The sequence below is a fragment of the Streptomyces sp. NPDC093085 genome (assembly GCF_040683935.1).
Classification (GTDB): domain Bacteria; phylum Actinomycetota; class Actinomycetes; order Streptomycetales; family Streptomycetaceae; genus Streptomyces.
The window spans coordinates 98,818-112,867 of record NZ_JBFBFB010000006.1; the positions used below are offsets into that span (position 1 = coordinate 98,818).

General features: G+C 71.3%; 14 protein-coding genes. 3 read left to right on the plus strand and 11 right to left on the minus strand.

What is annotated here, in order from left to right:
• Positions 1-57: 57 nt before the first annotated feature.
• A complete protein-coding gene (locus AB0O07_RS19110; RefSeq protein ID WP_365634515.1) occupies positions 58-1,218 on the minus strand; it encodes a L,D-transpeptidase in 1,161 nt (386 codons plus the stop codon).
• Positions 1,219-1,319: 101 nt separating this feature from the next.
• Complete coding sequence (locus AB0O07_RS19115; protein ID WP_365634518.1) at positions 1,320-2,561, minus strand: aminoglycoside phosphotransferase family protein; 1,242 nt, start codon at positions 2,559-2,561, stop codon at positions 1,320-1,322.
• A 149-nt stretch (positions 2,562-2,710) separates the two neighbouring features.
• Between AB0O07_RS19115 and AB0O07_RS19120 the strand changes: the two genes are divergently transcribed.
• Entirely contained in the window at positions 2,711-4,954 is a 2,244-nt protein-coding gene (locus AB0O07_RS19120) for a protein kinase (protein ID WP_365634521.1), read from the plus strand.
• Complete coding sequence (locus AB0O07_RS19125; protein WP_365634523.1) at positions 4,951-5,829, plus strand: FHA domain-containing protein; 879 nt, start codon at positions 4,951-4,953, stop codon at positions 5,827-5,829. Before AB0O07_RS19120 ends, AB0O07_RS19125 begins: the two co-directional genes overlap by 4 nt.
• Before the next feature lie 43 nt (positions 5,830-5,872).
• Here the strand turns inward: AB0O07_RS19125 and AB0O07_RS19130 are convergent, their stop codons facing one another.
• The 4 genes from AB0O07_RS19130 to AB0O07_RS19145 all read right to left on the minus strand — a co-directional run bounded on the left by AB0O07_RS19130 (position 5,873) and on the right by AB0O07_RS19145 (position 8,835).
• Positions 5,873-7,309 carry a tyrosine-type recombinase/integrase gene (locus AB0O07_RS19130; RefSeq protein WP_365634526.1) on the minus strand — a complete coding sequence of 479 codons (1,437 nt, stop codon included), beginning with the start codon at positions 7,307-7,309 and terminating at the stop codon, positions 5,873-5,875.
• A gap of 129 nt (positions 7,310-7,438) precedes the next feature.
• Positions 7,439-7,714, minus strand: coding sequence for a helix-turn-helix domain-containing protein (locus AB0O07_RS19135; protein ID WP_365634527.1), 276 nt, complete (start codon positions 7,712-7,714; stop codon positions 7,439-7,441).
• A 183-nt stretch (positions 7,715-7,897) separates the two neighbouring features.
• Positions 7,898-8,179, minus strand: a complete 282-nt coding sequence (locus tag AB0O07_RS19140; RefSeq protein ID WP_365634530.1) for a hypothetical protein — start codon at positions 8,177-8,179, stop codon at positions 7,898-7,900.
• Entirely contained in the window at positions 8,176-8,835 is a 660-nt protein-coding gene (locus tag AB0O07_RS19145; RefSeq protein WP_365634533.1) for a helix-turn-helix transcriptional regulator, read from the minus strand. The genes AB0O07_RS19140 and AB0O07_RS19145 overlap by 4 nt, the downstream gene beginning before the upstream one ends.
• A gap of 91 nt (positions 8,836-8,926) precedes the next feature.
• Between AB0O07_RS19145 and AB0O07_RS19150 the strand changes: the two genes are divergently transcribed.
• Positions 8,927-9,223 (plus strand): hypothetical protein, encoded by a 297-nt coding sequence (locus AB0O07_RS19150; RefSeq protein WP_365634536.1) that lies wholly within the window; start codon positions 8,927-8,929, stop codon positions 9,221-9,223.
• A 91-nt stretch (positions 9,224-9,314) separates the two neighbouring features.
• Here AB0O07_RS19150 and AB0O07_RS19155 read toward each other — a convergent pair whose 3' ends face one another.
• Genes AB0O07_RS19155 through AB0O07_RS19175 form a run of 5 tightly spaced genes read right to left on the minus strand, consistent with a single transcriptional unit; the run spans position 9,315 to position 14,038 of the window.
• Positions 9,315-9,827 (minus strand): hypothetical protein, encoded by a 513-nt coding sequence (locus AB0O07_RS19155; protein ID WP_365634539.1) that lies wholly within the window; start codon positions 9,825-9,827, stop codon positions 9,315-9,317.
• Positions 9,812-10,759, minus strand: a complete 948-nt coding sequence (locus AB0O07_RS19160) for a nucleoside 2-deoxyribosyltransferase (RefSeq protein WP_365634542.1) — start codon at positions 10,757-10,759, stop codon at positions 9,812-9,814. Before AB0O07_RS19160 ends, AB0O07_RS19155 begins: the two co-directional genes overlap by 16 nt.
• A gap of 24 nt (positions 10,760-10,783) precedes the next feature.
• Positions 10,784-11,605 carry a carbohydrate kinase family protein gene (locus AB0O07_RS19165; RefSeq protein WP_365634544.1) on the minus strand — a complete coding sequence of 274 codons (822 nt, stop codon included), beginning with the start codon at positions 11,603-11,605 and terminating at the stop codon, positions 10,784-10,786.
• Positions 11,602-12,444 carry a hypothetical protein gene (locus AB0O07_RS19170; RefSeq protein WP_365634547.1) on the minus strand — a complete coding sequence of 281 codons (843 nt, stop codon included), beginning with the start codon at positions 12,442-12,444 and terminating at the stop codon, positions 11,602-11,604. Before AB0O07_RS19170 ends, AB0O07_RS19165 begins: the two co-directional genes overlap by 4 nt.
• Positions 12,428-14,038, minus strand: coding sequence for a radical SAM protein (locus AB0O07_RS19175; protein ID WP_365634550.1), 1,611 nt, complete (start codon positions 14,036-14,038; stop codon positions 12,428-12,430). The genes AB0O07_RS19170 and AB0O07_RS19175 overlap by 17 nt, the downstream gene beginning before the upstream one ends.
• Positions 14,039-14,050 lie beyond the last annotated feature (12 nt).

The window sequence follows — 14,050 nt, forward strand, 5'->3', positions numbered from 1 at the left end:
GGCCGGCCGGTCCTGGCGGTCCTTGGTGGGTCCTCGGCGGCCTTGGTGGTCAGGTGGTCAGGTGGTCCGGGCGCCGCCCGCCAGCCACTGCTCCCAGGGGACGTTCCAGTCGCCGTAGCCGTTCCCGGGCGCGACCGTCTCGGGCGCGCCCGTCACCCGTACCACGTCGCCGGGGATGACCTCGTCGAAGAAGCGGCGCGCCGTGCCGTCCGTGGGCAGCCCCACACAGCCGTGGGTGACGTTCTCGCGGCCCGCGTGGGTGTCGGCCATCGGGTTCTCGTGGAGATAGGTGCCGGAGGAGGTGAGGTGGACCGCGTAGTTGTAGTAGTCCTTGTACGCGTCGCCGAAGCCGACGGTCTGCGAGTCCATCAGCACCCGGCGCTCCTTGTCGGAGACGACCATCACGCCGTTCCAGGTCTCGGTGCCCGGCGCCCCCGCCGTGACCGGGATCCGGGTCGCCACCCCCTGCCGTACGACGGTCATCGTATGGTCCGCCACGTCCACGGTGGCGATGAGGGAACGGCCGATCGTGAACCGCCGGTTCACCGGGACGCCGGTGTCGGCGAGCGCGCCGGGGGCGGCGCGGAGGGTGACCCGGGTGCCCGGCGGCCAGTAGGCGCGGGGCCGGTAGTCGAGGCGCTGGCCCTCGTCGAGGTTGCGGTCCTTGACCCAGCTCCAGGCGCCGGTCACGCGCGGGGTGCTGGAGACGGCGAGCGCCTCCTCGATCCTGGCCCGCCCGGCGGCGGGCACCGGCTCGGCGAAGCGCAGCGACACCGGCATCCCGATCCCCACCACCGCCCCGTCCCCGACATTGACCTGGACGCCCCGCAGAGCCTCGGGCGCGGGCTCGGAGAGCCGGTCCACCGGGCGTACCGCGGCGAGCTCCGCGGTGCCCGTGGCGACCGCGGCGGCCTTGGCAGCCTTGTCGTCGTCCGACCCGGCCCGCCCAGCCGACCCCAGCAGCGAACACCCGGTCAGCGCGAGCGCGCAGAGGGCGGCGGTGCCGAGGGCGGCGTACGGGGCACGGGGGCGCCGCGCTTGCGCACCGGTCCTGGCGGGGGTATCGGGGCGTACGGGGGCGGCGGCGCGGCGTACGAGGTGACGTACCGGATGCGCGGCGCGTACGAGGGGACGCGCGAGGGGACGCGCGAGGGGACCGGCGAGGGCGCGCGGAACAGGCGCGACGGGCGGAACAGGCGGTGCGCAGGGGCAGGGCACAGGACAGCAGGGCATAGGACACAGCACAGAGGAACCGGTCGGCCGAGGGCGCCTCCGACGCCTGTCGCGGCCCGACGTTCCCCCGAACGGCCCACACCCGCCTACGCCATCCGCAGCGCCGCCAACTCGGCCCGCAGCAGCCCGTCCACCCACGCGTCCCTGGCCGCCCGCTCCGGCCCGGCGAAGCCGCGCGGCGCCGCCTCGGCTAGCATGATCAACCAGAGGTAGAGGCGGTAGAGGGTGAGCCGCAGCCGGGTCCCCTCGTCGAAGACGACCTGGCCGCCCGCCGCCCGGTACCCGGCGAGGAACGCCTCGTCGCCCTCGATGCCGCCGCCCAGGGCGAGCGAGACCAGCTCCGCCAGCGGGTCGCCCCAGAAGGCGCGTTCGCCGTCGATCAGGCCGCCGATGCGCGGTGTGCCGGGTGCGGTCGGTGTGCCCGGTGCGGTCGGTGTGCCCGGTGCGGCGGTCGTGCGGTCCACGAGGATGTTGCCGTCCCAGAGGTCGAAGTGGACCAGAACGGGCGTGGTCACCGCGTCGAGCGGGGCCGCCACGGCGTGCACCGCCTCCCGGATCCGCCCGGCGGGCTCGGGCAGCGGCGCGCCGAACTCCTCCGCGTCGGCGAGGACGGTGTCGACCATGGCGAGGAACGTGGCCCGCCACCCGGGGCCGGCGACGGCGGGGCCACGGGGAGGCGCCGAGGGCATCGGGGATGCCGTGGGTGCCGGCGGCGCGGGTACCGGGGACCCCGTGGAAGCCGTCGGCGCGGATGCCGTCGGCGCGGGCGCCGTCACCATCGGAGCTGTCACATTGGGGGCTGTCACATGGGGGGCCGTCACCATGGGGGCCGCCAGCGTCGTCGGCCAGGACTGCGGATAGCCGAAGGCCGGCCCGGTCACCTGGTGCACCTCCGCCACCAGCGTGCCCAGCTCGCGCCGGAGCCGCGCCCGTTCGGCGTCCGCCAGCGTCCCGTGCGCCGTATGCCAGTTGGTGCCGGGCAGTTCGGTCAGGACCAGGAAGTCGGTGCCGATCAGCTCCCGGGAGAAGTCCGCGTACACCACCTCGGGTACCGGCGCCCGGCCCGCCGCCGCGGCGTAGTACATCCCCTCGGTGCGCATGATGCCGCGTTCGTGGCTGAGCGTCGGGGCGGCCGGATCGGGGGCGGTCTTGACGATGAGGCCGCGCGGGTACGGGGCGTCCTCGTGGAGCCGTACCCGGTGGACCGTGTTGAACGTCGCGTCGGAGAGCTCGGTGCGCGAGCGCACCAGGGCGGGGTCGACGCCCGCCGCCGCCAGCATCCGGTCGAACTGTCCTGGTTCCGGCCGTACTCTGTGCGCGTTGTCCATGGGCCGGCGGCTTCTCCTGCGGATGAGCGGATGGCGGACGGGGTGGGCGTACGGGGCGGGCGTACTGGGTGGGCGGATCCTGTGCCGGTCCGTCCTGAGTCATGTGAAGTTCAGCATAGTTGCGTACAGGCTGCGTACACTCCCTGATCGTGCTCAACACCCCAGAGGCCGGTCACCGGATCGCCGACCGATACGTCCTCCAGGAAGCCGTGGGCAGAGGCGGGATGGGCATCGTCTGGCTGGCCTGGGACGAGCGTCTGCGCCGGCCGGTCGCGGTCAAGTGCGCGCGGCCCGGCGACGGCGAGGCGGTGGCCCGGCTGCGGACCGAGGGCCGGTACGCCGCGCGGCTCCACCACCCGAACATCGTGCCGGTCTTCGACCTTGTCGAAGAGGACACCGCCTGCTGGATCGTGATGGAGTACGTCCCGGCCCCCAGCCTCGCGCGGATGGTCGCCGACGAGGGGCCGCTGCCGCCCGAGGCCGTCGGGTCGATCGGCCGTCAGATCGCGGCGGCGCTGGCGAAGTCCCACGCCGAGGGCGTGGTGCACGGCGATGTCACCCCGGAGAACATCCTCGTCACAGCCGAGGGAGTGGCCCGGCTGACCGACTTCGGGATCGCGCGGGCGCTCTGGAGCGATGTCACGCAGACCCACACCACGACGGGCGCCGTACGCGGCAAGGTCAAGTACCTCGCGCCCGAGGTGGCCAAGGGGCGGGCGGCGGACGAGAAGGCCGACGTCTTCTCGCTCGGGGCCTCGCTCTTCGCGGCGGTCGAGGGGCACTCGCCGTACGGGGAGGCCGAGCACCCCGTGGCGTATCTGGCGCGCGCGGCGGAGGCGCGGATCGAGACGGCGGAACGGGCCGGTCCGCTCGCCGGTGCGCTGGCGGTGCTGCTGGCGGCCGACCCGCGGCAGCGTGCCGACGCGGTGGAGGCCCACGGCCTGCTGACCGGCGCGGCCCCGGCGCCCGTGGAGATACCGGGCGGGCCGGGGGAGGACAGGTCCCGCGAGGCGGCCGGGGTTCGTGAGGCGGCAGGGGCCGGTGAGGCGGCCGGGGGCCGGAAGGGCGGCGTCGGCTCCGGTGCCGCTTCCGGTCCCGGGAACGACGGCCCGGACGGCTTGGATCGCCCGGAGGGCCCGGATGGCCCGACCGGCTCGGATCGCTCGGTCGGCCCGGACGGCCTGGTCCGCTCGGAGGGCCCGGTCCGCTGGGATCGCCCGCACGGCTCGGACGGCCCGGACCGCCTGGTCCGCTCGGAAGGCCCGGTCCGCTCGGATCGCCCGGACGGCCCGGACGGTCCGGCGCCCGTGCGCCCGCCGTTCCGGTACCGCCGTACGCTCGCGGCCGTCGTGGCCGGGGCCGTGGTGGCGGGGGCGCTCGCCCTCGGCGTGGAGTGGGGCAGAGGGGAGGGCGGGGGCTCCGGTACGGGCACCGCTGCGTCCGATTCTTCGGCCTCTTCGGCCGCCGTACCCGCCGGGGCGGCCGGTGGTATCCGTAGCGATGGAGCCGGCGGGGAGCCCGGGACCATCGGGGAGGCGCGTACGGCCGACCCGTGCGCACTCCTCGACGCCACCGGCTTCAACCGGTACGGGGAGAACAAGCTCGACCCCGACTACGGCGAGTTCGACCGGTGCGATCTCCTCGTCCACAACGGCAGCGGGCACGATGTCGCCGACCTGGAGGTCAACTTCAACCCCGATGCGCCGCGCTTCGACGGCGACATCCCCACCCGGCGGATGGGCGGGCTCACCGTGGGCGTCGCGGCGCGTGACGGCAGGGTGTGCGAACGGTTCGTCGCGACCGCCGACCACAAGGAGATCCTGGTCAGGGGCAAGGAACTCGGCACCCCGTCGCCCGACCCGTGCGCCCTCGCGGACACGGGTGTGGCCCAGGTGACGGCTGTGCTGGCGAAGGGGGCGGTGCCCCGGCGCGCGGGGACGGTGCCCAAGGCGTCGCTGGCCCGGCTCGACGCGTGCGACCTGCTCGACGAGGCGGCGATCCGGAAGGTGCCCCGGATCGGGGCGGGCATCGCCGACGAGGCGGACCACCCGGACCACGGCTTCGGGGCGTGGTACTGCGACTGGGAGTCCCGGGGCGACGACGCGGGCGTGGAGATCCAGTTCAGCCGGGACAACGACCTGACCGACGACGGGAAGCATGTCTCCGTCGCCGGGAAGGACGGCTATCTCTCCCCGCGGGAGTACGGCGACGACACCTGCCTCATCCGCGTCGCGCACCGTACGTACGTCAACTACCTCGGCGATACGACGGTGGAGCACTCCATCCTGACCGTGCACGGACCGGGATCGCCCGACGCGCTCTGCGCCGCCGCCACCACCCTCGCGGCGACGGTCACCCGGAAGATCGGCGAGCAGCTCCCGGAGGCCAAGTGAGCACGTACGCCCGCACGACTCCCCCCTCCCACCCCGAGCCCCCCTCGCCACCCCGCCGACCGTCGCCCTCCCGCAACCGCAACAGCCCGCCCCCGCCCTCCCCGGACGCCAGGGCCCTCCCCGCCGGCCATGACAGCCTGGCCCGGGGCGCCTCGGCCCCTGTCCGCGGCACCGTCTTCGCGCTCGCCCTCACCGGCGGCATGACCCTCGGCCCCGGCGAGGGCCGCACCGTCCTCTTCGGCCGCAACCGGCCCGAGGTCCATATCTGCCTCGGCGAGGACGACCCCCAGGTCAGCCGCCACCAGGGCACCCTCACCCACCGGGGCGGACAGTGGCTGCTGAGCACCGTGGGCCGGCCGCCGATCCGGTGCCCCGGCGGCCGGCTGCTCGTCCGCGACGAGGAACCGCTCGCCCTCGGCACCGGCTACACCCCGCTGTTCGTCGGCGGCTCACGGGGCCGCGAACACCTCCTGGAGGTCTTCGTCACCGGCCCCGACGACGAACACCCCCGCCCCCGCCACACCGACGTCACCCGCCCGCCCCGCGTCTGGGTCCTCTCCGACCAGGAGAAACTCGCCCTCGTCGTGCTCGGCCGCCGCTACCTCCGCCACGACCCCCACCCCCAGCCCCTGACCTGGCGCCAGACCGCGGCCGAACTCGCCGAACTCCAGCCCGGGGCCCGCTGGACGGAGAAACGCGTCGAACACACGGTCAACGCCGTCCGCATCCGCCTCTCCCGCGACGGCGTCCCCTGGCTGACCCGCGAGGAGGTGGGCGAACCGGTCGGCAACGCCCTCAACGACCACCTCATCCGAGCCCTCCTCACCTCCACCAACCTCGTCCCCCGGGACCTCCGCCTCATCGACGCGGCCTGACGGCCCGACGCGCCACCGGCCGAGGCCCGCCCTCAGTCGGCCCTCAGCACTCGATGATGTTCACCGCGAGCCCGCCCCGGGCCGTCTCCTTGTACTTGACCTTCATGCTCGCCCCCGAAGGGATGAGGTCTTTGACCTGCTGATCCGGGGCCAGTTTCTTGATCCATCCGGTTACCAGGGACTTCTCAGGGACAATCTGCGGTTGATCTTGCTCCAGCCACGTATCCATGACGGCCAAGCCGCGTCGGCCGGCTCCGGGTATGAAGTGAGCGTAGTGGTCCAGCGTGATATTCGGTGAGGAGTGTCCGAGCCATGTGGACACGCTCACGATCGACTCGCCCGCCTCCAGTTGCACGCTGGCGTAGGTGTGCCGCAGGACGTGGAACATGTCCTCGCGCTGGGCCGGGTAGACAGGAGTCCGCCGGATCCGGCCGCCGTCCCGGCGGACTTTCTCGTCCACGGCCTGGATGAGCCCGGCTGCGGCGAGTGCGGGTTTCCAACTCCGCTCGTTCCATGTCCGGTAGTAGATCCGGTTGCCGTGCGAGGTCGTGAGGACGAGCTGTACCGTGATCGGCTTCCGCTGCCGAGCCTCCAGCGCGTTGGCGGGAGGCTCCGGATTCCTCCACGGCAGCGTGCACGAGGTGGAGGGGAAACGACGGAAATGGGCACGGGCTCGGGCGGCGAGGTTGGGAGGCAGCGGTACTGTGCGCGTCTTGCCGCCCTTGGGGAGGCAGAAGTACGGCCGCCCCTTGCTGTCCCACCTGAGCTGGCGCCTGATGTGTACGACGCACGCTTCGAAGTCGAAGTCCTCCTCGGCCAGGCCGAAGGCTTCTCCTTGGCGCAGACCGAGTCCGAGGCCGAGATCCACCGCGAACCTGTAGCGCTCCTGCAATGAGGACCGCACCAGGTCCACGACCGAGCGCCGCCATGCTTTCGCCTTCTTCTGAGACGGCTTTGGAGGCTTGACGCTGCGATGCGCCTTGCAGGGGTTCTTGAGCAGGCGCTTGTCGTCCACCGCTGCGCTGAAGATCGTCGTGAGGTGACGCCAAATGACCTCGGCGGTCGATTCCTCCACCCGGGTCAGCAACTCAGCTTTAAAAGCACGCAATGACGCCGCATCGATTTCTCGCAGTGCGAAGTCGCCCAGCAGAGGAATGATGTGATTCCAGATCCGGCTGCGCATCGGCCCCTTGGTCGAGGGTTCGTCGGTGCGACCCGGCCACCAGTACTCCTCGATGTAGTCGTTGAGAGATATCGCCCCGTCGCGAGGGTCGACGAACTCGCCGCGCTTGGTGTCGGTCTTCGCTGAGGCGAGCCACTGCTTTGCGTCCTTGCTCGTATCGAAGGAACGATCCTGAATGCCAGGTATCCCTTTGACCCGGTATCGCTTGCACTTCCCCCACAGGGAGGTACGTTCGCGCCGTCCAGTCTCCTTGTCTGGCCGTTTCTTGAGCCAACGGTCTTCTATGTAGCCCGCCACGTGAGGCCATCCTCCTGGTTGTCCGCTCGACTGCGTTGCGCGAGGTGGTGTGGGTAACGCCGCACCTGCGGACTGCTTATCCCGATTCCGTGGATCGATTTGGGAAATTTTTTGGCGATGCCGTGGGGATCACTGGCCGGAGTCGCGCTTCACGCGCCGCTGTGGCTTCTGGCGCAGTGGATTGAGGGCCTGATTGGACCGGGAGTCTGCTTGCTCCTGCTCGTTGACCCACTTGTTCAGAGCTGAGATCCGATACATCACTCGATGTCCCATCCGGAAGCTCGGGGGCCCTTGGCGGCGGTGCCGCCACACGTAGAGAGTGTTGGGGGAGACACCGAGATACTCGGCAGCTTTGGGAAGATTCATAAAAGCTGTCAGAGGGGTGGACGTGCTGATTTCCGGCATAGTGAGGCTCCCGTGACATGGTCGGTCGATCACGGCGCAGAGGATCCGGATATCCTGCTGTTCAGTGAAGCTGGGAAAGTGTGGTAGTGCCACGGGCGGACGTCGACGGCGTCCGCCATGATGACGAAGTCGGCGATCGTGACACGATTGCGGAGCTGTTCGGAGCGACGGTGACCTTCGAGTTCAGTGGCTGTCCGGTCTGGAACCGGCGGCGGATCTCGTCTGGTCCGGCAGTGGGGACCTGTCCTTGACGCTGTTCTCCAGCAGGTCGCTGATCTGGGTCCTGCGCCAGGCGTCGTTCTCTTCGGGGATAGCCAGGAGGGCACGGACCTTGTTCGGCTCCTGGAAGACCCCGTAGGTGCCGTGCCATCGGGAGGACTGGAGTTTCGGGCGGGACGCCCCGAGGTCCTTGCCGGTCTCGGGGGCGGTGCACCGGCAGCGCCGGGTTATGGTGCCGTTCTTCACTCGCTCTCCGTCGTGGTGGTGGGTGTGCCGGGCTGGTCCACGAAGGCGAGTTCGTCGGGGAGGCCGGGAGGCGTGAGCCCGCGTCGGCGCATCCGCTCCCGGTAGGTGCGCAGCTCCTGCGCGTCCTCGAAGGCGTGCTCCTCGTAACCTTCGGCGCGCTGGAGGAGCGTGGCGCGGCGGGTCCGGTCGAGCGTGGTGCTGGCTGTCCGCCGCCGCTCCCTGGCCAGGGCGTAGGAGGTTGTGGCGGCGGCCACGAGATCGTTGTGCTGCCGGAAGCGGTCGAGGACATCTCGGGCGGTGCCCTCGGAGGCGGGTTCGTCCTGCGGGGTCTCGCCGGTGAACCACGCGAGCGCGTCCCACGTCGAGGTCGTCCTTCCGGGGAGGGCTTCCACCGTGGGGGACGTACCGAGCGGGAACAGGAGCAGTACGGGCGGGACACCGAGCATGTCCGCCAGCACGACGAAGTCGGCGATGGTGAGGCTCGACTTCCGTCCCAGCTCCAGGTTCTTCAACGAGTGCTCGGTGACCTCCGCGAGACCGCGGTCCGCGCAACCTTGCGCCACCTCACCCATGGTGAGGCCGGCCGCCTTGCGGGCCTCCCTGATCGCCTGGGCCACTCGGGCGGTGAACGCCGCTGCCCATCCGTCGTGTGTCATGGAGGCACTTTAAGCATCGAAAAAGTGTTACTGCAACTCCGTGATACATGTTTGGCGGCACCTGAACACCTTTAATGCTCTGGAGGGCGACGTGGCAGCACCTTCTTCCTATGGCGGGCGCGGAGTGACCGGCGAGGAACTGCTGTCTCTCCCGGCAGTGATCGACCTCGACACCGCGAACAAGGCGCTCATGATCGGCCGGTCCACGGGGTACGGACTCGCCAAGCAAGGGGAGTACCCCGTCAGGGTGCTGCGGCTCGGCAACGCCTACCGCGTCCCGACCGCCGAGCTCCTGAAGCTGCTCGGCCTGGAGCGCCCGCAGGCGGAGCGCGGGGACGGTGGTGCCGCCCCGGATGCCAGAGCGGAGGGGCACGCCTTGGCGGCCTGATGATGACCACTACGTACGGCCGGAAACGGGGGCGCTCCCTGGTGTGGGGCAGGGGCTGCCCTTGCAGGGTGGGTCCGCTCTTGGGCGTCGTTCATCTGGCTGACGGGAGTTCGAGGGCTGTCGTGTCGAAGGCGAGCACCTTGGTGTAGTCCGCGAGCGTGGTGAACACCCGCTGGTAGCCGGCGACCAGTGCGGCGACTTCGTCGAGGGTTTCGGTCTCCCCTCCGAGGCCGAGGAGGCGCCGGCGGATGATGGGCTCGGGGGCGGTCAGGTGGATGAACAGCCCCTTGCGGTCGATCACGCTCTCGGCCAGGTCGAGCGCCTCGCTCCAGGTGATACGTGACCTGCCGCGACGCAGGGGGCCGTAGACCAGTTCGCTGACGAAGCAGCGGTCGAAGAGGATACGGCCGGGGCCGCTGAGGATTTCGCGGTAGCGGGTGGCCAGGTCGAGGTGGTCCGGTGTCCTGGGGGAGTGGACCACCTGGAAGCCGTGTCGCACCGACAGGCGGTGGGCGAGGGTGCTTTTGCCGACTCCGACGGGGCCTTCGAGTACAAGCGTGTCGTGTGCGGTGGCGATCTCGTCGAGGTTCACCTCGCCAGCCATGCTCGCACCGCCCCCGGGGTGTCGAGGTGAGCGTGCGCCGCGTACTGGATCATGAGGTTGCGCCAGTTCGGCTCACGGCCAGGGGCGTGGGTGTACGTCGGACGGGGGTGGAACGCTCCGATCCGTACGCCGGTCGCGAGAGCGGCACCGATCAGGGTCGCGGTGCCGGGAGGAGTCTCCGGGCCGGAGACATCCGCCAGGAGCCGCGACGAAGCGCACACCGCGAGCAGGTCGTCCAGGGCGCTGCCGGCCGGATTGGCGGCGGTGAACCTCTGGGGGAGTACGACGGCGTGGCCCGCGTCCAGGCAGAGGTGGGCCAGGCGATCGTGGCCCCATGCCGTGTACGGCGATCCCTCGACGTAGACGGTGCCGGCCTTGCTGCGCGGCGCCGATCGTGGGTCGGGGGCCGGCAGGGCCAGGGCGGCCTCGACCGCCGCGTCGAGCGTGGCGTCTACCTGGGCCAGATTCCTGGAGAGGAATTCGCCGTAGCGCGTCACGCGCTGCTGGTGCGAGGAGGGCGGCGGTCCTGGGCGGGGCACGCGGATGACGTGGGTGGCCACCGCCTGGATCAAGGGGTCCGGGAAGTCCAGGCGGTCGCCGCCCTCGGTGAGGGAGTAGCTCTGGAAGTCGGTGGTCAGCAGAAGAACCGGGATGCCGCCGGCGGCGGCGTAGCCGATCTCCATGCAGACCCCGTCGTCGAGACTCGGCCCGTGCAGGAGGGCGATCATCGCGTCGAGGCGGGCGAGGCGAGCCCGGTCCAGTTCGAACAGACGGCGGCCCTTGACCTCGGCGATCAGGTTCTCCTCGTCGGTGTCGCAGAAGGGCAGGAAGATGTGCTCGGCGCCGGCCTTCGCCGCCAGCCGTTCGGCGAGGGCGGCGGCGAGGGCACGGTCGTGAGCGGCGAAGAGCCGGTGGGCTATGTAGATGGACACCGGTAGGAGGCCCCCAGTTGGTAATCAGGCGCTGGGCTGCGCAGGAATGGGAAGAGAAGGGGCCGCCACGAAGTGGGCTGCCGCCACTGTTGCCTCGGTGAGGGCCTGGGCGGGTGTGGCGCCGCGTGAGCGGTGGGCGAGGAAGGTGCCGGCCACGGTGTCGCCCGCCCCCGACACCTCGTGCGGCGGCCGGGAGGGCGGTACCACCGAGGCGGTCTGCCGACCGAAGGCCCATACCCGGGCCGGGCGGGGGCCGTCCGTCACGACGATTTCCGGCAGGGCCGCCGTGTTGGTGGCTGTTCGGAGGAGGCGGTACTCGGCTGCGTTGACGAACACCGTGCTCGCTTTGGTGAGCCAGGGAGCGGCGGTCCGGATCATGTCCGCCGCGCTCGGGAGGAAGAAGTCGACGCTGAAGGCCGCGCCACGACGTACGAGTCGGCCGAGGACGGCTGCCGCGTCAAGGGGGCGGCGGCAGCAGACGTGGTACTGGCTGTCCGGGTACCGGTCCACGTGCGCGAGAGCGTGCTCGGTCAGCCGTTCGGCGGCGCCGTACTCCGTACGGGCGTCGACGAGCTCGCCCAGGAGGTCGTACCGGAGGTCGAAACGGGCCGAGGGGCCTTCGGCCTCGCCACGAGCCGACCAGTCGATCCCGCCGAGCCCCGGCGCCTGCGGTAGCACGGGCGCCAAGTCCTCGCCGAGGACGCAGACCGGCGCGGCCGAGCGGCCCGCCCTGGTCGCCGCGAGCGCTACGAACAGCGCCGCGCCGCCGAGATGGGCGCCGCCACGGTGGTCCGGGTAGTGGGTCACGTCCCGGCTGACGTTGCCGATCACGTCGAGGCGCGTCATCTGATGCTTCCTGGCCGGTCGGTTCTGTCGCGGTGAGCTCGGGGCGTGATGCCGCAGCGCTGTCCACGAGCGGTGAGCAGCGTGCACTGGGCCACCTTGTACGGAGCCTCGGCCTCGTGCATGGGCCGGGAGAAGTCGTCGATTGAGCTGAGGCGGGCGGCGAAGAGGGCCATGGCGAGGTTGGAAGAGAGGACGGGGATCCGCAGGCGCTGCTCCAGCTCCGCCACCGCCTGGAGGGTGTGCCACCCGGTGCAGGACAGCACCACGGCCTGCGCCGCAGCCACCGCGTGCTGCGGAATCCGGTCCACCAGGGCCAGGATCGTATCGGTGATGACCTGCGGATACCCGTCGTCCTGAGCCAGGCTCGCGTGACCCAGGACCTCGATGCCGGCGCCCGCGAGCGCCCCCGCCTCGGCCTCGGTGACCTCGGTGGGATAGGGCGTGGCCAGCACCACCCGAGTCACGTCGGAGGCGGCCAGCGCGGCGAGGATCGCGTCGTACGCCGTGATGAGGCCGGCGGGCAGCGGGGGCCCGCCGGTGAATCCTGCGGACGTGCAGGCGAGGAGCGCCGCGTCCAGTTCGATGGGGGACAGCGAGTCCAGCGCGTCCGCCGACGCCAGCCGCAGTCCGTGCCAGAACGACTCGTCGACGGCGGTCGTCCCGGAGCCGGGGACCAGCCGGGCGTGGTGGAAGACCGTGTTGCGCAGGCCCAGACGGGGCAGCTCGGTCTCGACGGCCACGTTCGCCCACGGCAGCAGCAGTCCGGCCCGTACGGTCCGACGGGCGCTCGCGTCCAGGGCCGCCAGGGTGGCGAGCGATCCGTCAGGCAGCGGGAGCACGGCGCTCTCCGTAGATCACCCGTGGAGCGTGTCCGGTGACCGCGAGGTCGGCGGTGGCTCCGCGTGGTACGGCCGACCCGCGCTCGACGACCTGGATGGAGTACGAGCCGAGCCGTCGCCACCAGGTGCCGTCCTGGTCGATGAAGTAGGAGTGGAGCCCCGCCAACCGTAGGCCCGTGGGATAGACCCGTTCCTTCATCGGCTGGTCCCAGGTGTGGTCGATATCCGCCTTCCACGTGGCGAAGTGCTCGGCGGACGGCAGCGGCCCCAGCTCGCCGAGGTCGGCCAGCGGCGTCCCCGGGAAAGCCCGTGCCAGGCGGACGTTGGTGCGGTGGCAGAGCAGATCGGCGTCGAGGATCGCGGCCAGGCCCTGGAGGTTGGCCGCGTGGGTGCGGTGGGTCTCCCCGGGGAGGCCGTAGATCAGGTTCAGGCCGGGCAGGAGCATCGGCAGTCCGCCGGGGCCACGGGCGGCCCCGGCCTCGTTGATGTGCTCGACCGCCCGCATGAGGATCTCGGGCGTGCAGGTGAGGGCGTTCCGCTCGATGACGGCGGGGTCGAAGGACTCGATGCCCATGGGCGCGCAGTTGCCCTCGGTGCCGTACTCCGCGACCAGCTTGGCGATGCGCCGCCCCACGGGGGAGGCGACGGCCAGCGGGTCGGCGTTGTCGATGTGCAGGACCTCCAGGTCGGGGCAGCGTTCGCGGACACCGCCCAGCAGGGCGCGGATCGCTTCCTCGTCCCGGTTGCGGTAGGAGAAAAAGCAGGTCTGCTGTCCGAGGCGGAAGTTGCGGACGCCGGCCGCGTAGAGCTGTTCCACCTCCGCGACGACATCGTCCACCTCGCGGAAGGCGACCAGCGGCGACTTGGCCGGCTCGTTGCAGAAGGAGCAGAACGTCCGGCGGGTGCAACCGCGGTAGAGCTCCAGTTCGGCGATCGGCCGCCACGGCATCTGTTCGATCAGCCCGTTGAACGAGTCGCGGTCGCGCCGGATCCGCCCGTACTCCGCCGGGCTGCTGCTGCCCAGGAGCAGGTCGCCGGAGGTGACGGTGTGGGTGTGGAGCGCGTCGAACAGACCGGCGTACTCAGCGGGCGCGGCAACGGCGTACGCGGCCAGTGGGCCCAGCAGGAGGCGGCGGCCTCGTACGCAGGCGAGCGCTCGGGCGATCTCCCTCAGCGACCCGTTCACCGCGTGGAGATGGACCGACGGCACTGCGTCGCCGGCCACCACCACGACGATCTCGGCGTCGCGCAGAAGCTGAATGGCATTCTCCCGGTTGGTGGTTGTCGAGTACGTGAGCGGATCGCTTCGGGGCGGTTCGACGGCCGGCCTGCCCCCGGCCAGGCACCACCTCACGTCGTCGACGGTCAGGTACCGGACCTCCGCCTCGGGGCGTGCCCGGCGCAGCGCGGACCAGGCGGCGCGCACGTAGGCCGACAGGTAGGGCGGCACGCCGAGTCCGCTGGGCTCGACGGTGAAGCAGTCCAGGATGACTACGGGCCGCACGTTTCTCCCTCCGAAGCCGAAGCCGAAGCCGAAGCCGGGGGCGTCGGTGGCGCTCCAGCGGCGTCCGTGCTGGAAGGCCTGACGGCCCACAGCGCCATCAGT